Annotated in this window: 28 protein-coding genes; 18 read left to right on the top strand and 10 right to left on the bottom strand. The window is 34.9% G+C overall.

Annotated elements, in window-relative coordinates:
* Positions 1-19: 19 nt before the first annotated feature.
* The 7 genes from ortA (at position 20) to CLOS_RS08690 (ending at position 7,953) form a co-directional block, all read left to right on the top strand.
* Entirely contained in the window at positions 20-325 is a 306-nt protein-coding gene (ortA, locus tag CLOS_RS08720) for a 2-amino-4-oxopentanoate thiolase subunit OrtA (protein ID WP_012159550.1), read from the top strand.
* Positions 318-1,739 (top strand): 2-amino-4-oxopentanoate thiolase subunit OrtB, encoded by a 1,422-nt coding sequence (ortB, locus tag CLOS_RS08715; protein ID WP_012159549.1) that lies wholly within the window; start codon positions 318-320, stop codon positions 1,737-1,739. Before ortA ends, ortB begins: the two co-directional genes overlap by 8 nt.
* A 15-nt stretch (positions 1,740-1,754) precedes the next feature.
* Positions 1,755-2,120 carry an ornithine aminomutase subunit alpha gene (locus CLOS_RS08710; RefSeq protein WP_012159548.1) on the top strand — a complete coding sequence of 122 codons (366 nt, stop codon included), beginning with the start codon at positions 1,755-1,757 and terminating at the stop codon, positions 2,118-2,120.
* Entirely contained in the window at positions 2,120-4,327 is a 2,208-nt protein-coding gene (oraE, locus tag CLOS_RS08705; protein ID WP_012159547.1) for a D-ornithine 4,5-aminomutase subunit OraE, read from the top strand. Before CLOS_RS08710 ends, oraE begins: the two co-directional genes overlap by 1 nt.
* Positions 4,317-5,675 (top strand): GlmL-related ornithine degradation protein, encoded by a 1,359-nt coding sequence (locus CLOS_RS08700; protein WP_012159546.1) that lies wholly within the window; start codon positions 4,317-4,319, stop codon positions 5,673-5,675. The genes oraE and CLOS_RS08700 overlap by 11 nt, the downstream gene beginning before the upstream one ends.
* 11 nt (positions 5,676-5,686) lie before the next feature.
* On the top strand, positions 5,687-6,751 hold the full coding sequence (gene orr, locus CLOS_RS08695) for an ornithine racemase Orr (RefSeq protein ID WP_012159545.1): 1,065 nt from the start codon (positions 5,687-5,689) through the stop codon (positions 6,749-6,751).
* A gap of 128 nt (positions 6,752-6,879) precedes the next feature.
* Complete coding sequence (locus CLOS_RS08690; RefSeq protein ID WP_012159544.1) at positions 6,880-7,953, top strand: GNAT family N-acetyltransferase; 1,074 nt, start codon at positions 6,880-6,882, stop codon at positions 7,951-7,953.
* Between the two features lie 101 nt (positions 7,954-8,054).
* On the opposite strand, the gene CLOS_RS08685 is transcribed toward CLOS_RS08690, so the two are convergent.
* Together CLOS_RS08685 and CLOS_RS08680 are read right to left on the bottom strand one after the other, a co-directional pair.
* Positions 8,055-8,462, bottom strand: a complete 408-nt coding sequence (locus tag CLOS_RS08685; RefSeq protein ID WP_012159543.1) for a hypothetical protein — start codon at positions 8,460-8,462, stop codon at positions 8,055-8,057.
* Positions 8,440-9,498 (bottom strand): hypothetical protein, encoded by a 1,059-nt coding sequence (locus tag CLOS_RS08680; protein WP_012159542.1) that lies wholly within the window; start codon positions 9,496-9,498, stop codon positions 8,440-8,442. The genes CLOS_RS08685 and CLOS_RS08680 overlap by 23 nt, the downstream gene beginning before the upstream one ends.
* A 224-nt stretch (positions 9,499-9,722) precedes the next feature.
* Here CLOS_RS08680 and CLOS_RS08675 point away from each other — a divergent pair, with 224 nt between their 5' ends.
* The gene (locus CLOS_RS08675; protein WP_012159541.1) at positions 9,723-10,646 is read left to right on the top strand and encodes a hypothetical protein; all 924 of its coding nucleotides are present in this window, start codon (positions 9,723-9,725) and stop codon (positions 10,644-10,646) included.
* A gap of 165 nt (positions 10,647-10,811) precedes the next feature.
* On the opposite strand, the gene CLOS_RS08670 is transcribed toward CLOS_RS08675, so the two are convergent.
* Positions 10,812-12,074 (bottom strand): replication-associated recombination protein A, encoded by a 1,263-nt coding sequence (locus tag CLOS_RS08670; RefSeq protein WP_012159540.1) that lies wholly within the window; start codon positions 12,072-12,074, stop codon positions 10,812-10,814.
* Positions 12,075-12,188: 114 nt separating this feature from the next.
* The gene (locus CLOS_RS08665) at positions 12,189-12,683 is read right to left on the bottom strand and encodes a hypothetical protein (protein ID WP_012159539.1); all 495 of its coding nucleotides are present in this window, start codon (positions 12,681-12,683) and stop codon (positions 12,189-12,191) included.
* Between the two features lie 213 nt (positions 12,684-12,896).
* Here CLOS_RS08665 and CLOS_RS08660 point away from each other — a divergent pair, with 213 nt between their 5' ends.
* From CLOS_RS08660 to CLOS_RS08645, 4 genes are read left to right on the top strand one after another with little or no spacing between them, the layout of a single operon-like run.
* Positions 12,897-13,376, top strand: coding sequence for a DUF6530 family protein (locus tag CLOS_RS08660; protein WP_012159538.1), 480 nt, complete (start codon positions 12,897-12,899; stop codon positions 13,374-13,376).
* 3 nt (positions 13,377-13,379) lie between these two features.
* Positions 13,380-13,730 (top strand): GIY-YIG nuclease family protein, encoded by a 351-nt coding sequence (locus tag CLOS_RS08655; RefSeq protein WP_012159537.1) that lies wholly within the window; start codon positions 13,380-13,382, stop codon positions 13,728-13,730.
* An 18-nt stretch (positions 13,731-13,748) separates the two neighbouring features.
* A complete protein-coding gene (locus CLOS_RS08650; RefSeq protein ID WP_012159536.1) occupies positions 13,749-13,973 on the top strand; it encodes a DUF1653 domain-containing protein in 225 nt (74 codons plus the stop codon).
* 23 nt (positions 13,974-13,996) lie between these two features.
* Positions 13,997-14,950, top strand: coding sequence for a ribonuclease Z (locus CLOS_RS08645; RefSeq protein ID WP_012159535.1), 954 nt, complete (start codon positions 13,997-13,999; stop codon positions 14,948-14,950).
* Positions 14,951-15,022: 72 nt separating this feature from the next.
* Here CLOS_RS08645 and truA read toward each other — a convergent pair whose 3' ends face one another.
* Positions 15,023-15,760 (bottom strand): tRNA pseudouridine(38-40) synthase TruA, encoded by a 738-nt coding sequence (truA, locus tag CLOS_RS08640; RefSeq protein WP_012159534.1) that lies wholly within the window; start codon positions 15,758-15,760, stop codon positions 15,023-15,025.
* Positions 15,761-16,014: 254 nt separating this feature from the next.
* On the opposite strand from truA, the gene rsgA reads away from it, so the two are divergent.
* Entirely contained in the window at positions 16,015-17,097 is a 1,083-nt protein-coding gene (rsgA, locus tag CLOS_RS08635) for a ribosome small subunit-dependent GTPase A (protein WP_012159533.1), read from the top strand.
* A gap of 107 nt (positions 17,098-17,204) precedes the next feature.
* Here rsgA and CLOS_RS08630 read toward each other — a convergent pair whose 3' ends face one another.
* The 3 genes from CLOS_RS08630 to dinB form a co-directional block, all read right to left on the bottom strand.
* Positions 17,205-17,861 carry a hypothetical protein gene (locus CLOS_RS08630; protein WP_012159532.1) on the bottom strand — a complete coding sequence of 219 codons (657 nt, stop codon included), beginning with the start codon at positions 17,859-17,861 and terminating at the stop codon, positions 17,205-17,207.
* Positions 17,862-17,950: 89 nt separating this feature from the next.
* Positions 17,951-18,256, bottom strand: coding sequence for a DUF6262 family protein (locus CLOS_RS16055; protein WP_012159531.1), 306 nt, complete (start codon positions 18,254-18,256; stop codon positions 17,951-17,953).
* A 154-nt stretch (positions 18,257-18,410) separates the two neighbouring features.
* A complete protein-coding gene (gene dinB / locus CLOS_RS08620; RefSeq protein ID WP_012159530.1) occupies positions 18,411-19,607 on the bottom strand; it encodes a DNA polymerase IV in 1,197 nt (398 codons plus the stop codon).
* Between the two features lie 148 nt (positions 19,608-19,755).
* Between dinB and CLOS_RS08615 the strand changes: the two genes are divergently transcribed.
* The 3 genes from CLOS_RS08615 to CLOS_RS08605 all read left to right on the top strand — a co-directional run bounded on the left by CLOS_RS08615 (position 19,756) and on the right by CLOS_RS08605 (position 22,901).
* On the top strand, positions 19,756-20,454 hold the full coding sequence (locus CLOS_RS08615) for a helix-turn-helix domain-containing protein (protein ID WP_012159529.1): 699 nt from the start codon (positions 19,756-19,758) through the stop codon (positions 20,452-20,454).
* 112 nt (positions 20,455-20,566) lie between these two features.
* On the top strand, positions 20,567-22,447 hold the full coding sequence (gene htpG / locus CLOS_RS08610) for a molecular chaperone HtpG (RefSeq protein ID WP_012159528.1): 1,881 nt from the start codon (positions 20,567-20,569) through the stop codon (positions 22,445-22,447).
* Positions 22,448-22,613: 166 nt separating this feature from the next.
* Positions 22,614-22,901 (top strand): DUF3343 domain-containing protein, encoded by a 288-nt coding sequence (locus CLOS_RS08605; protein WP_012159527.1) that lies wholly within the window; start codon positions 22,614-22,616, stop codon positions 22,899-22,901.
* A 5-nt stretch (positions 22,902-22,906) separates the two neighbouring features.
* On the opposite strand, the gene CLOS_RS08600 is transcribed toward CLOS_RS08605, so the two are convergent.
* Entirely contained in the window at positions 22,907-24,379 is a 1,473-nt protein-coding gene (locus CLOS_RS08600) for a hypothetical protein (RefSeq protein WP_012159526.1), read from the bottom strand.
* A gap of 127 nt (positions 24,380-24,506) precedes the next feature.
* Between CLOS_RS08600 and CLOS_RS08595 the strand changes: the two genes are divergently transcribed.
* Positions 24,507-25,142: a hypothetical protein gene (locus CLOS_RS08595; protein ID WP_012159525.1), complete on the top strand. Its 636-nt coding sequence runs from the start codon at positions 24,507-24,509 to the stop codon at positions 25,140-25,142.
* A gap of 60 nt (positions 25,143-25,202) precedes the next feature.
* On the opposite strand, the gene CLOS_RS08590 is transcribed toward CLOS_RS08595, so the two are convergent.
* On the bottom strand, positions 25,203-25,982 hold the full coding sequence (locus CLOS_RS08590; protein ID WP_012159524.1) for a CAP domain-containing protein: 780 nt from the start codon (positions 25,980-25,982) through the stop codon (positions 25,203-25,205).
* 343 nt (positions 25,983-26,325) lie between these two features.
* Between CLOS_RS08590 and CLOS_RS08585 the strand changes: the two genes are divergently transcribed.
* Entirely contained in the window at positions 26,326-26,781 is a 456-nt protein-coding gene (locus tag CLOS_RS08585) for an RrF2 family transcriptional regulator (RefSeq protein WP_041719158.1), read from the top strand.
* Positions 26,782-26,841: the final 60 nt, after the last annotated feature.

Below are 26,841 nucleotides of genomic sequence, written 5' to 3'. Positions count from 1 at the left end.
CTGTTAGGAGGTTTTTAGTTTGGTTAAAAAAGGAAGTTGGGTAAGAATACATGATATCGTATTAGAACCTAGTCAAAGAGCTGCAAACTTACCGGAAGACACTAAAAAAGTGCCTTTGGAAATGTGGACAAAGGGATACTTAATGGAAGATGCTGAAATTGGTAGTATTGTTGAAATTGAAACGATTACAAAGCGCCATGTGAAAGGTACTTTAATAGAAGTAAACCATCACTATGACCATGATTTTGGAAAATTTATTCCGGAAATTTTAGAAATCGGCATTCAACTAAAAGATATCCTTTGGGGAGGTGAAGCCAATGAATAAAGATATGAGCTATGATGCCGTCCTATCAAGACGTAGTGAAATCATGAAAAAATCCATTGGTATTGACTATAATGATTTTGAACTAGATGGTATCGCATTTGATTATGAAAGAATGATGAAAGAAACAGGGTATACCCTAGAAGAAATGACAGAGATACAAGGGAGCACAGGGGTAGGAAACACACCACTACTAGAGCTCAAAAACCTAACTGCTTTAGCAAGAAAATTTGCACCGGAAGGATACGGCGCTAGAATCTTTATTAAAGATGAAGCTTCAAATCCATCTGGAAGTTTTAAAGCAAGAAGAGCAGCGAATGCAGTGTATCATGCGAAGAAGCTTGGATACAAAGGTGTAATAGCTGCTACAAGTGGAAACTACGGTTCTGCTGTTGCAAGTCAAGCTGCTATGCAGGGATTAAAATGTATCATTGTCCAAGAGTGCTACGATAGCAAAGGTGTTGGACAACCTGAAATCATAGAAAAGGCTAGAAAATGTGAAGCTTATGGTGCTGAAGTAGTTCAGCTTACTGTAGGACCAGAACTTTTCTATACCTTCTTAAAGCTCTTAGAAGAAACAGGATATTTTAATGCCTCTTTATATAGTCCATTCGGAATCGCTGGTGTTGAAACATTAGGGTACGAGTTAATAGAGCAAGTAAGACAGAAGGAAGGAAAAGATCCGGCTGCTATTGTTTGTACAAATGCAGGGGGCGGAAACTTAACTGGTACAGCCAGAGGTGTAATCAAAGCGGGAGCAACAAATACGCAAATTATCGGTGCAAGTGTAAACTTAAAAGGTCTTCATATGGCCAGCGACACCTTATTTAATAAAAAGTCCTTTACAACTGGACATACTGGATTTGGAATGCCGTTCTCTACATGGCCAGATCGATCCGACGTTCCTCGATCTGCAGCAAGACCTCTTCGATATATGGATCGATACGTTACAGTGAATCAAGGGGAAGTATTCTATATGACAGAGGCTTTGGCTCAGTTAGAAGGACTTGAAAGAGGACCAGCAGGAAACACTTCTTTAGCGGCTGCCTTTAGCTTGGCTCAAGAGCTGAAAGAAGATGAAATCATCATCGTTCAAGAAACAGAGTATACAGGTGCAGGTAAACATATCCAGCCACAGTTATCTTTTGCTAGAGACAACGGGATCCAAATCGTATTCGGAGATCCACAAAACGAGGTTCAAGGAGAAAATATCATTCTTCCTTCTCATCCATCAATGATCAAGGCTGTAGATGCAGATATGAATAAATTGAGAGCATCCTATATTAAAAACTGCATCAACAACAATAATGCAAAAGAAGTAACAAAAGCAGAAGTTCAATTTTTAGTAGAGGATTGCAAATCTACAGCAGAATTTGTGGAAAACACACTAAAAGAACTGGGTGTAACTATTAAATAAATTGGAGGTACAATAATGAAAAGAGCAGACGATTTTCAAGTGCGTCGTGCACATTTAGCAGATTTAACAGATGAACAATTAGAGCAAAAATTTTGGCAATTAGCAGAGCAGATCGTAGATCCGCTAATTGATCTTGCTAGAAAAAACACCACACCGTCTATAGAAAGAGCTGTTCTTTTAAGAATGGGGTTCTCTAGTATCGAGGCGAAAGCTATTGTAGAAGGTGTGATCGATAGAGGATTAATGAGTAAAGGTGCAGGGCACGTTGTTTATAAAGTAGCAACAGATAAGAATATAGATATTAGAGAAGCGGGACTTGCTTTAATAGATGGTAAGTACTGGGATGATGCAGTAAGCCTTTTTAAAGGAGGGATTAAATAATGGAATTACAACCAAATAAGAAATTAGATGTAAAAAATATATTGCAAGATTTAGAACAGTATACGCCTAAAAGACGTGGATGGGTTTGGAGAAAGAAAGAAGAAAATTTACCAATGGGACCGTTTACATTTAATGATATGTCCACACCATTAAAAAACAGTATTCCATTGCCATCTGCAAAATACTTTGGGGATATTGATCCTCAGCCAAATAATGTGATCACAACTGAGATTGCTTCCGGAAGATTTGAAGATGATATCAGAAGAATGAGAATGGCTGCTTGGCATGGTGCAGACCACATCATGGTAATTAGAACTGCTGGACAAAGTCACTTCGATGGATTGGTTGAAGGTACACCTCAAGGTATCGGAGGAATTCCAATCACTAGAAAACAAGTGAGGGCTCAGAGAAAGGCTCTAGACCTTATCGAAGAAGAAGTAGGTAGACCAATCAATTACCATTCCTATATCAGTGGTGTTGCTGGTCCTGAAATTGCGGTTATGTTCGCTGAAGAAGGTGTGAACGGCGCGCACCAAGATGCTCAATATAACGTTTTATACAGAAATGTAAATATGATCCGTTCTTTTGTAGATGCTGCTGAAGCGAAGAGCTTAATGGTTTGGGCAGATATCGCACAAATTGACGGTGCTCACAATGCCAATGCTACTGCAAGAGAAGCTTGGAAGGTAATGCCAGAGCTGATGGTACAGCATGCAATCAACTCTATGTATTCTGTAAAAGTAGGAATGAACAAAGGAAATATCTGTTTATCAACAGTGCCGCCAACAGCGCCTCCTGCAAACTGCTTGAAGCTAGACTTACCATATGCTGTTGCTCTAAGAGAGACGTTTAAAGATTACAGAATGAGAGCACAAATGAATACAAAGTATATGGAATCTTCTACGAGAGAAGCGACTGTAACCCACGTATTAAACCTTTTAATTTCAAGACTTACAAGAGCAGATATCCAATCAACAATCACACCGGATGAAGGTAGAAATGTTCCGTGGCATATATACAACATGGAAGCCATTGATACAGCAAAGCAGGCTCTAGTTGGTATGGATGGACTAATGGATATGATTGAATTAAAGGATGAAGGATATTTAAGAGAGAAAGTAAGAGAAATTAAAGAGAGATCCGTTCTTTTCATGGAAGAAGTTCTAGAGGTTGGTGGATTCTTTAAAGCTATTGAAGAAGGATTCTTCGTAGACTCTGGACAATACCCAGAAAGAAATGGCGATGGAATTGCTAGAAAAATGGATGGTGGCGTTGGCGCAGGGACTGTATATGAAAGAGATGCAGATTATTTTGCTCCTGTTACAGCCCACTTTGGATATAATAACGTAGAGCAATATGGTGGAGATAAAAGTGATCCAGCAAAATTAATTGGTGGTAGTACTTTAGAAGTACCTGAAAAAATAATTTATATTGATGAATTAGATGAAACAGATAATGTTAATGTAAGATTAGAAGAGACAAAAGAACTTAGGGAAACTTCTAATATTAAACCAGAGGTTGAGTGGGCTGGAGATGGCATCATTATGATGAACCTATTCATGCCGACTACTAAGAGAGTAGCAGAGTTTGCTGCAATCGAAATGGCTAAAAAGATGGGTCTTGAGGATGTAGAGGTAATTCATAGAGAAGTGATGCATCCTGCGGAAGGTACAAGAATTGAGTTAAAGGGTAAAGTACCATTTACAATCGATACAGATGCTTTAGTTATTCCTCCGGAGCCAGAGATTATGTCTGAGGATGAAGTAAGAGCTGAAATTGAAAAAAAACCTTTAAAAATAGTAGCAGGTACTGTGGGCGAAGATGAGCACTCTGTAGGATTAAGAGAGATCATTGATATCAAACACGGTGGTATTGAAAAATATGGTATCGAATGTGAATATTTAGGAACATCCGTATCTCTTGAAAAATTAGTAGATGCAGCCATTGAATTAAATGCAGATGCAATTTTAGCATCGACAATCATCAGCCATGATGAGATCCATTATAAAAACATGAAGCGTATTCATGAGCTATGTATAGAAAAAGGTATTCGTGATAGAATTATGATTTTATGTGGAGGTACTCAGGTTACTCCAGAAATCGCGGTAAAACAAGGTGTAGATGCTGGATTTGGAAGAGGAACAAAGGGTATTCATGTTGCTACATTCCTGGTAAAACGAAGAAACGAGATGAGTAATGAAGATTAATGTTTTAGTCGCAGAAATTGGGAGCACAACTACGGTTGTCAATGCTTTTGAAAATATTTTAAGTCCTTGCCCTAAATTTATTGGGCAGGGACAAGCTCCCACATCTGTACTCGAAGGAGATGTAAATATTGGCCTTCAGGAAGCCATAGAAGACTTGAAAAAAAGTCTGAATGTAGACAATATTGAATATGATGATATGCTAGCGACCAGCAGTGCAGCAGGTGGACTTAAAATGACGGTTCATGGACTTGTATATGATATGACCGTTCGTGCAGCAAAGGAAGCCGCTTTAGGTGCAGGAGCAAATATACATTTAGTCACTGGCGGTAAACTGAAAAGAACGGATTTAAAGAAAGTTAAAGATATCAATCCCAACATTATTTTGATTGCTGGCGGTGTAGATTATGGTGAAAGAGATACCGCGATTTATAATGCAGAGTTAATTGCAGATCTAGATCTAGATGTTCCAGTGATCTATGCAGGGAATATTGAAAACCAAGATGAAATAAGAGAAATCTTTGAAGGTAGAAAAAACAAACTATATATTGTGGATAACGTATATCCTAAGATTGATCAGTTGAATATTGAACCTACCAGAAAGGCCATACAGGATGTGTTTGAAGAGCATATTATTCATGCACCGGGAATGCAGAAGGTTAGAGAAATGGTGAAGGGACCGATCATTCCGACGCCAGGTTCTGTAATGGAGGCATCCATCCTATTTAGGGATAACTTTGGTGATTCTATAACCTTCGATGTGGGTGGTGCAACGACGGACTTACACTCTGTTACAGAAGGTAGCGAAGAAATCAATAGAATATTGGTCAGTCCAGAGCCTATGGCCAAGAGAACCGTTGAAGGAGACCTAGGGGTCTATGTCAATATGGAAAATATTGTAGGGATCATTGGTATAGAGAAATTATCTGCCGAACTTGGATTCGATATAGAAAACCTCTTAAAAAATAAAAAGCCAATACCTAGAACGGAAGAAGAGATCCAGTTTGTTGAAAGATTAACTTTAGAGGCTGTAATAGTTGCCTTAGAAAGACATGCAGGAAGGCTAAGAAATCTATATGGACCTGGTGGCAAAATTACCATTGCAGAAGGTAAGGATCTTTCGAATATTCAGTACATTATTGGTACTGGTGGAGCACTGACGAGACTACCAGATGGCGTAGAAATCATTCGAGAAGCTGTTAGAAAACATAGCGGTCAGCTTCTATTACCGAAGGAAGAAGTTGAAGTAGTCATTGATCATCATTATATTATGGCATCCTTAGGAGTTCTCTCGAAGAAATATCCAGAAGCTGCTTTGAATTTAATGAAGCAGAGTATGGGTATAGATTAGGAGGAAGTTGTATGAATCCAAGAATAGATATTCATTTAAGTAAACTTAAACATAATACAAAGATCATTACCGATCTATGTAAAGAAAAAGGGATAGAAGTTGCGGCGGTAACAAAAGGATTTTCAGGTATTTCAGAAATTGCACAGGCATATGTAGATGGTGGCGCAAGGTATTTAGCAGATTCAAGAATAGAAAACCTAAAAAAACTAAAGGATATATCCATAGAAAAAATAATGCTGAGACTTCCTATGACCAGTCAAGTAGAAGAAACAGTAGCATATGCAGATATCAGTTTAAATTCAGAGTTAGAGACCATCGTTGCACTAAACAATGCTGCTGAAAAACTTGGAAAAATCCATAAGATCATTATTATGGTAGACTTAGGTGATTTAAGAGAAGGTTTTTTTGACGAAGTTGAACTTGAAGATGCATTGCTAAAAATGAAAAAATTACAAAATATTAAGGTAATCGGCGTCGGAACAAACTTAACTTGCTACGGTGGTGTAATACCTGACGAAACAAATTTAGGTAAATTAGTTGAGTACGGAGAAAAGATCGAGAAAGTCTTAGATACAAAACTGGAAATTATCAGTGGCGGAAACTCTAGCTCCTTCCATTTACTAGAACAAGATCGGATTCCTAAAAAAATTAATAATTTACGCTTAGGAGAAACATTGTTACTAGGGCGGGAAGCAGCATATGGAGAACTTATTGAAAATACACATCATGATGTATTCCAACTGGTGGCAGAAATAATAGAAATTAAAGATAAACCGTCTCATCCAATCGGCACAATCGGCAGAGATGCTTTTTGGAATATTCCAGTATTTGAAGATAAAGGTATCATGAAAAGGGCGATTTTAGCAGTTGGAAGACAGGATACAGCAGGTGCTTCCATTGAGCCTGTAGATAAAAACATCGATGTTCTCGGTGCTAGTAGTGACCATCTCATCATTGATATTACTCATTGTGACAGAGAATACAAAGTGGGAGATGAAATTAGATTTAACGTGGGCTATGGAGCGATGCTCGCTCTAATAACTAGTGAGTATATACATAAAAATATGATAGACTAAAGCTCTATAGAGACATGGGAATATTCTTTAAAGAAATTCTCATGTTTTTTTGTTGGTGAAAAATCCAATCCCCTACTGTAATAATCTCCTAATCCTTAAAATATGATGTACTAGGGGAGGGAAATTATATGGCAAAAAACATAGAAGTTACAATCAATGACGAGGCTTATGAAATTTTAAAAAGTGAATCCATCTTACATAAACTAGATATGCAGAGATATGTATCCATGATGATAGAAGAAAGTAGCGGTAAGAAACGAATCGATAGAAATTATATAGAAGAGAAGATCAGAAAACCCCTAGAGAAAATATTGGTGGATTTAGACGAAATCGAATTGAATACGATAAAGAAGGATATAAAAGATAAAATAATGATAATACCGCTGAACTTATATAAAAAAAAGCTACCGGAGGAGCTAGATAAAATTATTTTGTATTACAATCAACAGAGTTTATATGATACGGACCACTTTTACCTCATTCTAGATGGTGCAAATATCGTGGGATATGTGGGAATGACCATTAATGAGGAAGATGCTCCCTATGGAAAATACGTTTATATTTTTGGTTTTTACTTATATAAAGAATACCAAAATCATAGGAATACAAAATACATCATGGGTTTTATACAATCAGTTGGAAGAAAAAATCAATGCTATAGTATTGATGTTGTTCTTGAAGGGTCTAATTTAGGATTTGAACACTTTAGAGAGATGGGGTTCAATGGACTGAATTCCACCGATATCATCCAGATCGATGGACTAAAGAATGAGCAAATAGATCTGAACTTATTTACAATAGAAAAGTGTATGCTGGAGGATGTACAAAACTTCCTTCCTGTAGCAAGAACAGAACCGACAAATTTTATGCTCAAGCGATGGGAGTCAAAAAAAGAAGCTATAGAAATCTATAGTATTTTAAATAAAGATGAAAAACGGATAGCGATGTATGTAAAAGAAGATAAAAACATTCATACTGCTCAATATAACTTTATTACCCTCCTTGTAGAAAAAGAGCATCTATATGATGATCCATATATCGAAAAAATTTTATTCATTTTGAAAGGTCTCTTAAGCAAAGGTTTACCTGAAAATGACAAGATGGTAGTCGCTATTTGCAAGTATATGAATAAAAATCAAAGTCTTTATAAAGAGAAGGATATCTTAGATTCAATCAATTGGTTGAGAAAAAACAATTCATAATATATAAAAAATAAAAGTTCAAGTGTTGAAATAAAAAACTGAAATATAGCCATGCTCTATAAGGAATGGCTATATTTCAGTTTTTATTTAATGTTTTTTAACTATACGATCACCAGTACTAGCATTAAGATATGCAGCAACTGTGCATGCTCCTTCTGAGAGGTAAGTTCAGTTTGTAGCTGAAGATTTTGCTCTTTTAGTTTTAAAAGTTCAACATTCAATACATCCACATTTAAAAAATCGTTTTGACTTTCAGCTTCTTTCAATTCTTTAATTTCCTCTTCCAAGGCAGTAATCACGGAACTATAAGCGTTGATTTTTTCGTCTTTTGAATTAATCATTTCTTCTAATTCATTTATTTTACTTTCGTAGGTTTTTACTTTAGATATTAGAGCATCATTTTCTTCAATCAAGGCTAGATTATCTTCTAAAGTGACTGCGGAATCTAAAACTTGAGGGATATCTGAGGATTTCGGTATGAATGTGCTATTGATCTGTCGGTATGTCATCACGAGTTTCACCTCCAAAGCCTAAAAACTGTATATCGGGATATAAACTACCAAAGACGAAGTCACATAGAATATGATTTTCTTCTTGTTTTTTACTGGAACTATATCGATAACGTTTAAAATCAAACTTTCTGGTATCTTCATGGATAAAATATTTAGACCAAGTTCGTCCATTATCCAAGGTGTAGCTGGATATGATCTTGTTCATCTCCACCCAAATAGCCCACAACGCTTTCTGGTAATAAACTAAGGTTGGAAAGGAACAGCTAGATTTTGAAGACAAAGAGATTGGCTTTGGAGCATCCAAATCTCCACTCAATGTATCTAGACTTAAGTTTAGATACTGAACTACCAAATACTCATCATCATACTTACTCCATAGGATATGGAATTTATGATCATGGTCCAATAAGCCATCGATATATATTTTTTTATCTTTAGATTCTGTGATACATATTGGGTTGTTCCACTTTCCACTATGTAAATTAAGTTTTGAAATGAATATCTGCTCGAATTCATGGACCAGAGAACTATACAATATAAAAATAGAATCCTTTGTAGGGAATACTTTAAAGCTATTGAAATAGGAATTAGAAGATATTGTAGTAACGTGATTATTGTGATATTTGTTATTGTGAAAGTGCATATGCAATAAATAGGCTTTTCTTTTATGTTCTGTATCGATTAAATAGTAAAATATGTGGATTTGATGATCGATCAGTTTCAGTGTAGGGTATAGGACCTTCTGGCGTGTCACTGGATATTCTGCAATTAAATGACTTTGCCAAAGCCCATCCTCAAATTTACTGTAATATAGGGCTCCATTTTCATGAAAACTAAGCAGGTGTAGGGTAGTACCGTGGACTTCTACACAGAAATTATTTGCGGGTTCTTCGAGAACCACGTTCTTATCCTTCCATATGCCTTTTTTATCCGATGCGATGTATTCGATGCATTTTTTTTCGTTTAAATAGAAATTAAAAAGTATACCCAGGTCATTTTGAATAATAAATTCATACCCAGCCACAAATGCCATAATATCACTTCCTTAAAATTAAGATTTGAAAAATATATAGAAAAGTATTTTTTATAACCCATAAGAATATTTCTAGATGATTTTCTTATTTAAATATATGCAAAATGATAATAAAAATTACTGTTTACTAGCACCTTAATAGACCTAAATACATATTCTACAGTAAGTAGGAATTTAAAAGTTTTATTTATTCTTATGAATAAAAAATAAAAGGAGTGAAAATAATGGCAAATAATGAAGAATTAAATAATGGAGTACTACAAATAGATGAACCATGCTGTATTGCTAATACAGGTTGCTTTTTTGACGGTTGCCTAGATGACGTCGTTGGTGAATGTATATTTGTAGATAAGGTATATGATGCAGCAACATTTAATCTACAAGGATTACAAGCTGGAAATAGAGTGCCATTTGGAACCCTTCCAACATCTAGATGCGGTCCAAAATCTAGGATTATAAGAGTAAGAGGTCTTAGAGCTAAAAAATTCTTTAATCCTGATAATATCAATGATCCTAGAAACTTAACCATTACACCGACAACGACCCTATCAGGAGCTCAATTTGTTACAGAAGCAAATGGAGATCCAGTTGTTGTTCCAGGTCCTGCTGGATTACTTCAATACCTGATTTATGCAGATACTTCTGAGTGTGATGAAATAACGAGAGGAACACCGATTTTTGGTTCACAGGAAATTTTAATTACAGGTACTGTTGCAGTAGAGTTGGATGTTGATTTTATTGATAATCAAGGAAATACACAAAGTACAACACTTAGAGGAAGGGTACCAGTAAATCAAACAGTAACAAACTTCTTTGAGTTATGTATGCCTTCTGTATTTGATTCCGCATTCCTACCTCAGTTTACAGAATTCTGTAATATATCATTCGCTCCTAGATTAGCAACTCAAAGCATATCTAGAGACATTATATTTAACCCAGCAACTGGAGAAGTTCTTGTAAACTTAATCATTGCATTGTGTATTACTTGTGAGAAGAAGATTAAGGTTCCAGTGCAATTATGCGTATTAAGTACTGGTTTCTGCGAACAAAACGTTAGCCCAAGACAAATTTGTCCAGACTTCCCACCATTATTCCCACCACAAGTGAACATACCATTTATTGAACTTCGAGAAGGAGAGACATACTAAGTCATCGTAAGAAAGTGAACAATTTTTATGAAATAAAAAATAGGCTATTGAAATCAATAGCCTATTTTTTGTAACCAATAGGAAAGTTCTACTTGCAATATATCTTCAAAAAAGAGCTTTACTGTAAACGACTTTCCAAAAAATCTTCTTTATAAGATAAGGCTTCTATAGATGCTTTTTTATTTTATCCCAATAAGTTTTCATAGATTGCTCAAATTTATTATTACCATGAACATAATAAACCTTATGCTTAATATTATCCGGCATGTATTGCTGCTCTACGTAATGATTCGGATAATCGTGAGGGTATAAATATTCCGATTTATTTTTAATAGAAGCATTTGAATTTGTATCGCACAGATGGTAAGGGACATGTCCTACATCAAGTCTGTCTAAGTCATTGAGTGCCGCACTGATCGCATGATATGCAGAATTGGACTTGGGCAAAGATGCCAGGAGAATTGTAGCCTCTGCCAAAGGAATTCTAGCTTCTGGAAGTCCTAACTGTAGGGCAGAATCGGTACAAGCTTTTACAATGGTAATAGCCTGAGGATAGGCAAGACCGATGTCTTCAGCAGCAATGACTAAAAGACGCCTACAAATAGACGTTAAATCTCCAGCTTTAATCAGCCTTGCCAGAGCATGTATACTGGCTTGTTCATCGGAGCCTCGAATGCTTTTTTGAAAAAAACTCAGTAAATTATAATGGGCATCCCCATCTCGATCATAATTTGCAATCTTACTTTGAGAACATTCCACCGCTTTCGGTATATCGATATCAATGACTTGAGGGTTATAGATTGCATAGGTATTGATAATTAACTCTAAGGTGTTTAATGACCTTCTTAAATCGCCGTTAGAGACCTCTGCAATATAATGTAAAGCCTCTTCTTCATAGGAAATTTTAATATTTAATCGATGTTCCTCGGAAGATATTACCTTTTTCAGTCCAAAAATTAAATCCTCAATGGATAGCGGTTTAAATTCCATGATGGTGCACCTGCTGAGTAAAGCATTAAATATAGAAAAATTAACATTTTCCGTGGTGCTTCCAATCAGGATAATATCGCCATTTTCAATATATTCAAGAATGGATTGTTGCTGTCTTTTATTTAAATAATGAAGCTCGTCTATGTATAGCAGAATGCCATTCATTGTATGGAGTGTTCCGATTTGAGCGATCACACGTTTGATGTCTTCGATATTAGCATTGGTGCCATTGATTTTATAAAACTTCTTATTAGAGGATTGTGCGATGATGTTGGCAACTGTGGTTTTACCTGTGCCCGATGGTCCATAAAAAATCATGTTCGGGATTGCTTTAGATTCCAGTATTCGATTCAATAATTTGCCAGAACCTAAAATATGTTTTTGTCCAACGATGTCTTCAAGTTTAGTAGGACGTACTCTGTCAGCTAAAGGTGCCATACTCAACCTCCTTTTCTTTATATACAGAATATATTATACCATGATTCTATAAAAATCAAAAACTCTCGCGATTCAGCGAGAGCTTCTTATGATATTCAGATTCATACGTTCAAGTTAATGATTGCCTGAAAGATTAACTGATGTTGATTTTTGAAGGACATTGATTAAAACATAGGAAATAAAGGCATCCGCACCGTGGTGCAGCATTGTACCAACTCCTGTAATAATAAATAAATTATATGCGTTAAAATCTATGAAGGGTAGGATGACCAAAACTTCAAGAAGCCCGTGTAATGGTGCTGTAATAACAGAAACCTTTCCAAAGGATAGACCTTTTTTTATCAGCTTAGCACCTGCAAGTCCAACAAACACATGCATCAACGCTCTTGCGCCGATTAATGGCCCTAGATTTAGAAAGAAGCCGAGGGCAGAGCCAAGGCCCACCATAATTGCTACTTCGGGTCCTAAAAGCATGGCGATGAACATCGGTACATGGGCTCCGAGTGTGGCAGAAAAAGGTGGAATAATTACTTTAAAGAAAACGGCAAAAGGTATAACAATAGATAATGAAGTTAGTAAAGCAGTTAAGGATAATTTCTTTGTATTCAAGATAAAAGCCTCCTAATTTGTATTTGATACTATAATAACAGGTGTATATACACCTGTCAACAACAATGTGAAGTATGGACCTAAAAAATAACATAAGCTATGAATAAAATCAAATATTTAGCAAATCTTATTGACAGAGTAAATAAATCAGTGTACAGTTAAATTAGTAATTTACTAAATTACTAATTTAATAAGTCCGATGGAGGGAAAGTAATGAAGATACCAACGAATTTAAAACATAAACCAGTGATTGTATCAGAAAACTACAAAAATGTAGATGGAAGATACGCTTATAATACAGATGCACAAGGAATCTCTTTGGGTTTAGCACAATGGAATGATAGGGGGAAGGTAGACATTTCTGCTAAAGTGTGGCGACATACCGGAGAAAAATGGTCGAGACAATCAGAGGAGTTACCGCTTCATAGAGTTTTAGATTTAGCAATTTTGGTATGTAGAACTAAATTACATTTCCAAGACGCCTATCGATATCCAAAGCTGTACGACGAGAATAATGTTGTCATCGATCGGATCGGGTTACAAGGAGATGCAATGACAGTAGCAGTATGCACTGAAAACGATAAAATAGATGAAGATATTAAACTTTTCAATCAAGCACTGAGCGATGATAGCGAGCTGATTGGAGAACGTTTGCGTACTTTATCTAGGATATTGAAAGAAATGGGGTACTAGTCAGTGGATAGAAAAAAAGAGTTAAAAGAACAGTATCGAATGATGAAACCAGAAATGGGCATCTATATCGTTCGTTCTCATTTTAATAATAAATGTTTTATTGAAGCCACGAAGGATTTAAAAGGAACCATTAATGGCAGTAGATTTAAGCTAGAAGCTGGCAACCATCCCAATAGAGAGTTACAAAAGGAATGGAGAGAACATGGTAAAGAGAATTTTACAATAGAAATACTGGAGAATTTGGAATACGATAAAGATGAGACTAAAACAGACTATACAGAGGATTTAACTTTGCTCAGAATGATTTGGGAAGAAAAACTAATCAAAGAAGATCGCGAACTTTATAAAAAATAGCTGGAAGGAAGCGATATTTTGGATAAGAGAACTCTAAAAATAGGAAAAAAATATAAGCATTTCAAAGGAAATGAATATTTGGTTTTATATCTAGCGAAGCATTCGGAAACAGAGGAAGATCTTGTCGTATATAAGGCGCTGTACGGTGAATTTGGTATATGGGTCAGACCTCTTGCTATGTTTTTGGGGACCACGGAGGTTCATGGGAAACAGATCAACAGATTCGAAGAAGCCGAAGATTAAATTTTAGGTAAAAGGGTGGTTCTATGCTGAACGTAACATTGTTGGGAAGTGGTGGAGGGATGCCTATGCCAGAACGACATCTTTCTTCGTTGATGATTAATTACAAAGGAAGAAAGATACTCGTCGATTGTGGCGAAGGCACTCAAGTTGCCATCAGAAAGATGAATGCTGGATTTAAATCTATTGATATCATCTGCATCACCCATGTCCACGGAGATCATATTTTCGGTATCCCAGGGCTATTATCTACCATGGGAAATAGCCAACGACTTGATCCTGTCACCATCGTAGGGCCCAAGGGAATATCGGATGTGATGCGAGGGTTGCTTTTAAGTATAAAACAGTTACCTTATTCTATAGAGATCATAGAAGATCCGAAGGGTAAATTAGGCATAACCAATACAGAGCAGGGTCTTAAAATAAAAGAGCAGAAAGATGGTATGAATGATGAAATCACAGTATCCACACTTGAATTAGATCATTCTGCACCTTGCTTTGGCTATAGTTTTTATCTCAATAGAAGACCTAAATTTGAGCCAGAAAAGGCTATAAAAAATGATGTACCAAGATTGATTTGGTCTAAACTCCAAAAAGGGGAAACTATTGTTGCTGGTGATAGAAAATACAGCCCTGATTTAGTTTTAGGAGAACAGAGACGGGGGATTAAGCTGACTTATATTACGGATACCAGACCAACGAAGGATATACCGCAATGGATTAATCAAAGTGATTTATTCATCTGTGAAGGCACCTATGGAGATAACGATGATATGGATAAAGCCATAAAAAATAAGCATATGACCTTTATGGAAGCAGGAGAATTAGCAAAGAAAGGGAAGGTAAAGGAACTTCTTCTGACTCATTTTAGTCCCGCTCTTAAGGAACCAAATTTCTATGAACATAATGCTAAAAAAGAGTTTGCGCATACGACGATTGGATATGATGGCTATAGAAAAAACATAGAATATAAAAACTAGGATGTAGAGAACGGTTCTATCTAATCTTTGAGATTAGATAGAACCGTTCTCTGATTTTATAAAAGGATAGCGTTAATAATATACTTCTTCTAAAAATAAACCTTGAGCAGGAGCAGTTTTTCCTGCCATAGCTCTAGTTTTGCTCGTAAATATTTCATCAATACAAGAAATGTCTTTTTCCCTCGTACCGATTTCCAGTAAAGTCCCCATTAAAATACGGATCATATTATGTAAAAATCCATCACCGATAAAGCTGAATTCAAGCATATGGTTATTCTGAACGATGGTGATTTCTTCGATGGTTCTCACTGTGGATTTCTTTGCTTTTTTGACGGATGAAAATCCAATAAAGTCATGGGTTCCAAGGAGTTGATTTGCCGCTGCTTCCATGCGCTGAAGATCCAGAGTTTCTGGAAAATAGTAGCTGTATTTTCGCTGGAAGGCAGATGGAATCCGATGGTTCCAAACATAATAGGTATATTTCTTCTTCTGAGCATTGTATCTGCTATGAAATCGATCGGATACCTCTTTTACTTCTTTGACGACAATATCTTGAGGAAGGTAGTGGTTCATATAATTATGGATATCTCGAATACTCATGCTAGATTTTGTTTTAAAGTTAGCGATCTGATTTTTAGCGTGAACACCTGCATCTGTTCTACCAGAGCCTATAATTTCAACAGAAGAACCGGTCATTTCATTGAGCACCTTTTCTATTTTTCCTTGAATCGTCTGTTCTGAATCTTTCAACCGCTGCCAGCCATCATATCGGCTACCATCATATTCAATAACTAATTTGATATTTCTCATTGTATCACTCCTTATCTTTATATCATAACACAAATACATTGATGGAATACTAGAAATCTGATAGAGTAAAGAAGTACGAAAAGATGCATACTCATAGCAAGGACTATGAAATATTTTAGATGAAAGGAGAGATGTTTTATGGCAAATCAATATATAGAATTTAAACTGCAGATTGTACCAAATAGGGAGGCTTATAAGTCGTAATCATAAGGCCTCCCTCTATCAAACTTTATACCGATATGGGAGGAAACAATTTGAAGAAAGTAAATTTATATGATTTAGGATTAAGCGAAAAGCACATTCAAGAGTCTAAAATATTAGATGAAAATTTAATGATTGCAAGAGTATCTGTACAGTACAGAGATCTCTATAAAGTAATTATGGAAAATGGAGAAATTTTTGCACAGGTTTCGGGGAAAATGAGTTATTTTTCTAAGGATTCTATACAGTATCCAGCGGTTGGAGATTGGGTGTTGGTCGATAGAGATACGGATATCAATGGGCATGCAATTATCCATCATATACTTACGAGGAAAAGCTGTTTTGAAAGGAAAATTGCTGGCCTAAAAAGTGACAGTCAAATCATTGCTACGAATGTGGATACAGTTTTCATCTGTATGTCACTGAACAACGATTTCAATATCAGAAGGCTAGAACGATATATTGCGGTTGCTTGGGAGAGCATGGCCACTCCGGTTGTTGTCTTAACGAAATCTGATCTATGTGAAGATATTCAACAGAAGCTTTTGGAAATTGGTACAGTAGCAATGGGTGTCGATGTATTAGTTACTAGCAGTATTTTGGAGGAAGGCTACTCCAGTATTCAAAAATATATTGAAAATGGAAGGACTGTGGCTTTTATCGGATCATCCGGTGTTGGAAAATCTACTTTAATCAATAAATTAATTGGTGAAGAAGTTTTGAAAACCAATGGTATACGAGATGACCATAAAGGAAAGCACACCACAACCCATCGACAGCTATTTGTAGTGCCAAACCTAGGGGTTATTATTGATACCCCTGGAATGAGAGAACTTGGCATCGTCAGTGCAGATCTAGAGCGATCCTTTGATGATATAGAGAAAATTGCGAAAGATTGCAAGTTCACAGACTGTAAACATGAAGGAGAGCCTCATTGCGCAGTCAGAGAAGCTATTGAAAAGGGAGATCTGGATATCGAGCGTTTGAAAAGCTATAAGAAACTTCAAAGGGAGTTAAAATATAATGAACTGAGAGCCAATCAGCTAGAACGTGAGAAGATAAAAGAGATGTTCGGCAGCAAAGGCGCTATGAAGCAGACGAGAGATTTTATCAAAAATAAGAATTCACGCAGGTAGAGTATCATAGATTATCCATAGCTAATTTAAAGAAATATTAATAAATACAAAAAAGGGATATATTATACATGTATAATATATCCCTTTTTCTTGTATCTCTTAAAATTCTAATTGGAGTTTAGAGAAGATGAATAATATCTACCATCAAAATCTATGTTTTTTATAATAGTGTTACCTTTTGTTTTATATACATCGCCATTCACACCGTAATAAAAAGAGTTTCCACTTTCTAAACGATAAAATATATTTCCATTGGTAAATATACAATCTGCTCCACTTGAAGTTTTAATGAAAGGATCATTAATAGAAACTATTTTATCAGGTGAATTGACTGAAGTATAATATAATCCTATATAAAGAACTGGTGTTAGCTCATATTTTTTAAGAAGATTAGTAAATTTGTAGGAATCCATTGCTAATTTAGCATATCTAACTGTTGTCGTTGAATTAGGAATAATTAATCTACTATTATCATCGTGATGAGCCTTAAAATTAGCTTTTCTTTCTTCTGTATCACTTCCGTTGAGCTCCATGTCTTTTAAAACACTTTCATAATCATATGTTTTTTCTAAAGGTAAAGTTGCGAGTTCTTCGTAGCTATAAATCTCTATGGCTTCATCAACTTTTAGTATTTCATTTTTTGATGAGAGCTCTTTTGAATCTTCTCTTTCTTGTGAGGTACAGCCCATAAAAGAGAATATTATCAAATAAAAAATAGTGATTATTAGCATCTTTTTACTTGAACATAGTCCCCTCTTTTTCATTATCCCACGCTCCCCTAAATCATATTTTTAATCAAATGCGGAGTATTCTATAATTAAATTATACCATAAATTTCCTCATGTTATAAATTTTATATGTTTCTGTAAATATCAGCAGAGTTAATTTTAACAGAATCCTTTAATTGCTTATTTTCATCCATTTCTCTTTCAATTTGTGCAGGAGTAGGTACTTGCGCTTGTTGATACCTTAATGCTTCAATCCTCTCTCTAATGTTAGAGTTGCTATATAAAGTTGCTTTAGTTACTCCTGCTTCTTGAGCCATATTATTAAAAATTATTGTCTTTTTTGTTTTTTTTAAGCAAGAAGTTGTTCTAAATGATTTTTGCGGTTGTTCAGAACCGCTATTCTTATCACCTAGTTTCTTTAATCTATCCAATCTACTCTAAATAATATTTGCTTAACTTAGAATAAATATCTTCATATAAAGCTTATGAGCAGAAACGAACAAATTTTATTTTGAGCACTTCAAATTCTAAGCTTTACCTAGAGTTGAGTGCGACACAAAGTTTGTGAGCCTAAGCGAACCAATTTTATTTTATTATTAAAGAGGCTCTGCTAATTTTATCAGATCCATATTTATTACGGATCGAGTCCATCACCATATCTATTTTTTCATTTCTATTGTTTCCTATTGTATCTCTTTTATTAAATTCATCCATGTTGAAAATAGAGATTTGTTCTGGAACGGAAGTATCTTCGAAGCCACTGATGCTAACGCCAATCAGTCTAATCGGAATTTTGGGATTTAAATGTAGTTTCAATAAATGATATCCTGCTTCATAAATCTCCATTGTATTAAAAGTAGCTTTTATTGTAACCTGTCGATGGATCACCTTGAAATCTGAGGATTTTAAGGTTAAATTAACAGTTCTCCCTCTTTTATTGTGTTTCCTTGCAGAACGTCCAATGTCTTCACATAAGGTCAATAAGATATATTTTAATTGCTCTATATCCACTAAATCCTCTGGCAATGTGGTAGAGCGTCCAATAGATTTCATATCATCGGGAGAAATAACTTGAACTGGTGTAGTATCGATGCCATGGGCATGATGGTAAAGGTCCAGTCCAAACTTCCCGAGAATCTGATGGGCATCGTCCTTTTTTAGATTGGCAAAATCTCCGATGGTTTCAATTCCTAAGCTATGTAATTTTTCATAAGTCTTTGCTCCCACGCCATGCATGCTCTTAATGGAGAGGGGCCAAAGCTTGGTCTGAATATCTCTCTTCCAAAGCTCTGTTATGCCAAGGGGCTTTTTCATATCCGATGCCATTTTAGAAAGAAATTTGCCTTCTGATATGCCAATAGAGCACCAAAGACCCAGATTTTCTTTGATATCCTCCATAATTAATTTAGCAGCATCTGCTGGTTTTCCAAATAGGTTCTCAGTTCCAGTCATATCCAGCCACGCTTCATCAATGCTGCTTTGTTCAATGATGGGGGTGTACTTCGACAGAAGATTCATCACCTCACTAGATTTTTGTCTATAGAACCGATGATCGGGAGGAACTACAGTCATTGTGGGACATAACTTCAGTGCATTGTTTAATGTCATTGCAGTTTTAACACCAAACCTTCTCGCTTCATAATTTGCTGCTAAAACAATTCCTGTACGATTTTGGGGATTCCCTGCCACTGCTGCTGGAATGCCAATGAGCTTTGAATTTCGCGTCATTTCACAAGAAATAAAAAATGCATTCATGTCCACCAGAAATATAACTGGATTCATCAAAGAACACTCCTTTCCAAGGGTATATGAGAATTATATCATAGGAAAGCAAGACCGTATATACGTTCGACTTGTTTTAAAGTTTTTTTAGCCATATAATTATTATTGAAATATTTAAAGATAAATATTTGAAAGAGGTGTATTGTTAATGAGTAGGGTTGCTGAGAAAATAAAAGAAGCTAGAATGAAAGCAAAATTAACCGAGAAAGAATTAGCGAAGAAATGTGGATTGACAGCTAATTATATCATTCAAATAGAATCTGGAAAAAGGGTAGTGAATGAAAAATTAGCGGAAAGTATTTTAAATGTATTGGGAGAAAAATTGGATTTTATGAGTATGGCTGATGTTGCAGAGAAAGAGGTTCAAGCTACGCCGGAGAAGAAGAATAAGGCGGAAACTATTAAAAAGGAAGACTTCTATGAAATTAAGCCGACGGAACAATGGGCTGATGCTTTAGCAAATATTATTAAGAAGTTTCCAATATATGATGTGAAAACAAATAAGGTAGTAGGAAATAAAGAATTACCGATTATAGGGAAAAAAGTTGAAGGATATAACTGGGATAAATTACTGTTTGTTCAGGCTTCTGATAATGATATGGAAAGCCTTCGGATTAAAAAAGAAGACGTTATTATGGTTTACTTAACCAGTGAGATCCAAAATAATTCGATTTATTTGTTTGAGATTGAAAACAAGAAAATGATACGACAGCTAAGAAAAGAATCCAATAATAAAGTAGTAATTTCTTTAGGAAATAAAAATAATGAGCCTATGGTTACAGAACTAAATAAAATTAAAATCATAGGAAAATGTGTAGAAGTAGAAGTTGATTTAGATAAAAAATAGTTTGTTCATGGACAAGATTATTGACAAAAAAGCATAGATATGGTATATAACAATTATGAGTTAGCACTCGTTTCTAATGAGTGCTAACAAAATTGTGAAAGGAGAGATTTTTGTGGAAACGAAACAATTTAAAGCAGAATCAAAACGACTACTGGATTTGATGATTCATTCCATCTATACTCAAAAGGAAATTTTTTTAAGAGAGCTGATTTCCAATGCCAGTGATGCTATTGATAAAATATATTATAGAGCATTGACGGACGAAGCTCTAAATTTTAACAAAGAAGATTACTACATAAAGATTATTCCAGATAAAGAAAAAAGAATACTGAGAATTATAGATACTGGTATCGGTATGACCAAGGAAGAACTGGAGGAAAATCTAGGCGTTATTGCTAAAAGTGGTTCTTTGGCATTTAAAAGTGCGCATGAATTAAAAGATGGATATGATATTATTGGACAATTCGGTGTTGGCTTTTATTCCTCGTTTATGGTAGCTGAAACAGTTACAGTAATCAGTAAATCCATCGACAGCGAAAGTGGATATAAATGGGAATCTACAGGAGTAGACGGATATACCATTGAACCATGGGACAAAGACACTGTTGGAACTGAAATTGTTTTAAGAATAAAAGAGGATACGGAAGATGAAAATTATAGTGAATATTTAGAAGAGTATAGATTGAGAAATATCATCAAAAAATATTCTGACTTTATTCGATATCCAATTAAGATGGATATCCATAATAAAAGATTGAAAGAAAATAGCGAAGATGACTATGAGGATTATGTAGAAGAACAGACGATTAACAGTATGGTTCCCATTTGGAGAAAAAACAAAAATGAACTTACGAAAGAAGACTATGACAATTTCTATATGGAAAAGCGCTATGGATTTGATAAGCCTGTAAAACATATCCATATCAGCGCAGATGGCGCTGTGAGATACAATGCCATTCTGTTTATTCCGGAAAGAACACCTTTCGATTACTATACAAAAGAATACGAGAAAGGATTGGAGTTATATTCAAATGGTGTATTAATAATGAACAAATGCTCCGACCTATTGCCAGATTATTTTAGTTTTGTAAAGGGAATGGTAGATTCAGAGGATTTATCTTTAAACATATCTCGAGAAATGCTACAACACGACCGACAGTTAAAACTCATTGGCAAAAACATAAAAAATAAGATCAAAAATGAGTTAATGTCCTTGTTAAAAGAAGACAGAACTCAATATGAAGCGTTTTTTGAGGCCTTTGGCAGACAATTAAAATATGGCATCTATAGTGAGTTTGGCAGTAACAAAGATGTCCTACAGGATTTATTGCTATTCTACTCCTCTAAGGAAAAGAAATTAGTTACATTAGATGAATACATTTCAAGAATGTCGGAAGAACAAAAATATATTTATTACGCAACAGGTGAATCGAAAGAAAGAATCGAAAAATTACCACAAACAGAGCTGGTATCAGAAAAAGGATTTGAAATTCTGTATTTAACTGAGGATATTGATGAATTCGCAATAAAGGTATTGATGTCGTATAAGGATAAAGAATTTAAATCTGTTTCATCTAGCGATCTTGGAATTGAAGACAGTGAAACAGAAAAAAACACGGAAACAGAAGAACTGGAGAATAAAGAGTTATTCGAAAAAATGACAGCGCTATTATCCGATAAGGTAACTGCGGTGAGAATATCAAAGCGACTAAAGTCTCATCCTGTTTGTTTAGCTAATGAAGGAGAAATCTCTATAGAGATGGAAAAAATATTAAGCGCTATGCCAAACAATGAAAATATTAAAGCGAATAAAATTTTAGAGATCAACGGCAATCACCAGGTCTTTGAGGTGCTGAAAGATGCTTATAAAAACGACTCAGAAAAATTTGGTCTATTTACTGAGTTATTATATAACCAAGCTTTGTTAATTGAAGGCTTACCGATCAATGACCCAGTAGAGTTTAGCAACAGTATTTGTAAACTAATGATTTAAAAAATCACGATCAAACAAATACTCCCTTTAGATATGGAGCAATGCGGCTACCTATCTTAAAGGGAGTATTTTTATATGTAAATTTTATGAATCCATTGGAATAGATGTATCAGATTCTTTGAAAAATACATACATTATAGTAGATGAATTCAAAGGGGGTAAGGCCATGGAACGTAAATATATGAAGGACAATTACTATATTGCTGTATTTCAATCTCGAAACCATTCTGTACAGTTATACCAATATCTAAGTAGACAAAAATATACCCAGTATGAATTAATATCTACACCGTGCAGAATAAAGGCAGGTTGTAGCTATTCCATTAAATTTACCGATATTAAAGACTATGATCTTTTAAAGAATATAGCGGATAAATCCAATAAAAATATATATGCACTCTATGAAGTGACAAGACAAAACGGTAAAAGGGTACTAAACAAGCTGGATATATAAATCATTTATTTGAAGAAGTTTAAAAACTTATGAAAAATACTGCTATGAGATGTAGCTTCCGTTAATTTATCTTGAAAAGTTAACATTTGTTTTTTATAAGTGACTAGTTTTTCTTCTAGAAGATTGAGATCGGATTCATAGGAGCAAATTGTTTTTGTCAATCGTTTTTTCTCTTCTTCGATTTGGGTGAGCTGCTTTTCTATGGTTTCATAGTTGAAAAGCAGCTCATTTATTATAGTTTGATACCGTGCGGAATCTATTTTATGCTCCATATCGTGAGGTAGTGTGATGTTTTCAATATTAGCTCCCTCTTCTTCAGTGGTCACTTGGGACTGTGGAAGATCATGCTGAAGAACTTCTAAGCTGTTATCCTCATCTTTTTCATAGCCCTCAAGCGGCTGTAGTGGAGCTTCTGTTAAATTTACTGTAGTAGATTCCTCTTTAAGATGGAAGAATAAATCAATTCCTATAGTTTTAAGGGTGTTGTCAATACTTCCGTAAATATCTTGCATTAAAAATTTATCATTTATTTTTCGGTTGCTAAAGAATTTAATGATCTCTGTACTATTATCACTGCTCAGCATATCATTTTTCAGCTCCCAATTACAGCCGAAGTCCTTGGAGTAAATCTCTATAATTTGATTATTTTGCTTGCATAAAATTTTTATTAGATCATCTTCCTGCAATATGATAGGGGATAGTGTGTTTGAATTTCGATTGGATAATATTTGTGTATGGGACCAGCTTGATTTTCCATTAATCGTTTTTGGCTTATATTTATATTTTAATATAAAATTATTTTGCTCTATGCTGCACCAAGCCATATGGATGTTGTCCATTCTATCAACGAATATATAGGGATGAGAATTATCCTCCGATAAATTGGTGACTAGTTCTGCGGTGGTCCATTTTTTAGTCAGTACATTAAACTTTGTATAGTATATCTGATGATTTGTCTTATGATGAACCTTATAGAGTAAATGGAGGTTTTTTGTACGATCCATGGCAATTTGATGTGGGCTAGGGTATCGTCCATGAATGTAATTAGCGACGATGGATTTGTTGATCCCATTTTGATTCCAATAAATATGCTCTATGGAAGAAAGCATGGGTGTCAGTAAATTTGTTTTGTTATAAATAATATGTGTATAGCCATTTTGGACGAATAGCATAAAATATCGATATATATTTGACTTAACATCAAATTTTGAGATTGTTTTGCTATTCCAGCTATCATTTTGATGGATGTAGTACAGTAGATTCCCTTCGAGATCAACACAAATCATATGGATCTGATCCTTCTGATCCATGGTAACCGTGAAATCTAAAATCGATTGAGCGAGTATATTTGTTTCTAGAACAGTTGCATGGTCTTTATATATCCGATAATGCAATGACTGATCTTTATTGATAGAAAAAACATAAAATAAATTGTTATGAGTTTGGGCTAGATATTGCTGTGTAGTAGTCAGTTGCATAAAACTCACTTCCTTTATAAAAAATTTTAAATTATGCAATCACAAATATTAACTTACTCCATATTATGATATTACAATCAGAATTATTAATATATTAGGATTTAAAATAAAATAAGGGGGGAAACCTATGCCACACTTACAACAAGATCCACAGAGTCTTCAGTGTCCAGACTTTATACCTGTATGTGTAATCGTTGACAAGGTATATTTTCAATGCCAGCAGAGAGAATGTATTGAAAATGTACGTGTGAGACTACCGCATGATTGCGAGTCTAAAGTTGAATTTTTAGATGTTATTTTTAACCCAGGAGAAATTATCAATGGCACATTAGTTATTACAGACATACCAAGCAGACCGAATTTTAGAAGAGTAAGATTTAAGGTGCGCGTTACATTTATTGTAAAAATTAAGAATTTGGTTACAGGAGCGATTGAGAATATCGAAGGAGAACTACCGCCGATTCAAAAAGATATCGTTCTATACATCCCAGACGCAAGAGATGAATTTACATTCAAAATTGTAGTAGAAACATTATCCCAAGTATTAAGCGAACCGATTATCGATGATGGTGTTCTAATTTTTACGATTGGTGTATTCTTGATCATTAAAGTTGTAGGAAAAGTTCAATTACTTATTCCAGAATTCGGATTCTGTCCTGCTCCACCAGAATGTGAGGAGTTCTTACCTACAAATATATGTGATGAATTTGAAATGGAAGATTTCCCAGATTTCTTCCCACCACAGTTAGAAACAATGCCTTAAAAAATTTATAAAAATAAAAAGCTACCGAAGGGTAGCTTTTTATAAAATTGATATGTTTTGTTATTTGCTGATGAACATTTGAGTATAGTGTCCATTATGGATACCAATACCGATATGTGTATAGTTTGGATTCATAATATTTTCTTTATGGCCTTGTGATCTCATAAGAGAGTTATGAGCAGCTTCAACAGTTTGGTTTTTTGCTATGTTCTCAGCAGCGCCTCGATACTTGATTCCAAACTTAGTCATCATATCAAATGGAGATCCATAAGTTGGGGAATCATGTGAAAAATACTTGTTATTACTCATATCCTGGGATTTTATTCTAGCAACGTAGGACAACTGGGCATCAATTTGTAATGCTTTAAGTCCTGCGGCTTGTCTTTCTCTATTTACAAGTTCAATCATTTTAATCTCATCTGCACTCAATGAATGATTTCCATTAGCGGTAGTTCCATATCCCGTATTATTTTCTTCAGATGGTTTTGTTGTTGGAATGTTTGTGTTATTGTTGTTATTACTTGTTGGATTTTCTACAGGTTTTTCTATCGGTTTTTCTACAGGAATTTCTGTATTGTTGGATGGAATCTCTACTGGCTTATTCGGAATGTACTTTGGTCTATAATAGCCCCCCCTTGAAACAACATAGAACTTATTAGATGTTGTTGTTTCTTTTAATGGAATTGTATAGCGGTCTTTACCTTGTTGTGTGGCTACACTATTTAAACATGTCGTGTTTGTAGTGAATTTTGTGTAAGCATTGGATGTAGTCGGAACAGATACTAATAGAGCAGCCATGATGGTAGGTACCACTAACTTCTTATAATTTGTAAGCTTCATTATATATTTCCTCCCTTTCATTTAAGCTTGTCATAATAATACAGTAACAAAATTAAGAATTCAACACAATTTGACAAATTTCGAGTGGTAATTTATTGAATATAAGATAATATTATCAAAAAAGACATGGGATTTTAAACTAAACGATCCCTCAAATTTCAATATTCAGCAAAAGGGTTTGAAAGCGGACTCATAAGGTTGTTTAGTGGACCTTCAAGGACAAGCCCATAGAAATTTTAATTATGTATAAATTTTATCAATGAATGTTGACAAAAATAGTAGGGTATACTATAATAAAAAAAGAATACCAACGGTTTTAGTTGGGATTAGAGGAGGCAATAAAATGAGACTTTCTACCAAAGGCAGATATGGGTTAAAAGCAATGTTTGATTTAGCTTTACATTATGGTGATGGTCCTATTTCTCTTAAGAGTGTGGCAGAAAGACAGTCTATTTCAGATCACTATTTAGAACAATTAATTGCAGGTCTTCGAAAAGCAGGATTGGTTAAAAGTGTTAGGGGTGCACAAGGAGGCTATATGTTGGCCGAAAACCCATCGAAGATTACGGTTGGAGATATTATTAGAGTTTTAGAAGGCCCACTGGGGCCCTCGGATTGTGTTTTAGAGGATGAACCAACAACCTGTAATAATGCTGAGTGCTGTGTAACTAGGACTGTATGGGAAAAAATAAGAGTCAGCATCAGTGAAGTAATTGATTCGATTACCCTTCAAAATATGCTAGATGATTATGAGAAAATCAATCATACAAACAAAGATAATTTTATGTACTATATATAATATTTTTTAAGAATTAAATAGATAGAGTTTTTATACCAATTCATACATGAGGAGATGTTT

Origin of the sequence: Alkaliphilus oremlandii OhILAs (assembly GCF_000018325.1) — a bacterium.
In the GTDB taxonomy this organism is placed as follows: domain Bacteria; phylum Bacillota; class Clostridia; order Peptostreptococcales; family Natronincolaceae; genus Alkaliphilus_B; species Alkaliphilus_B oremlandii.
Note: the sequence above shows the minus strand (reverse complement) of the source record. Positions and strands in the feature narration are given on the sequence as shown.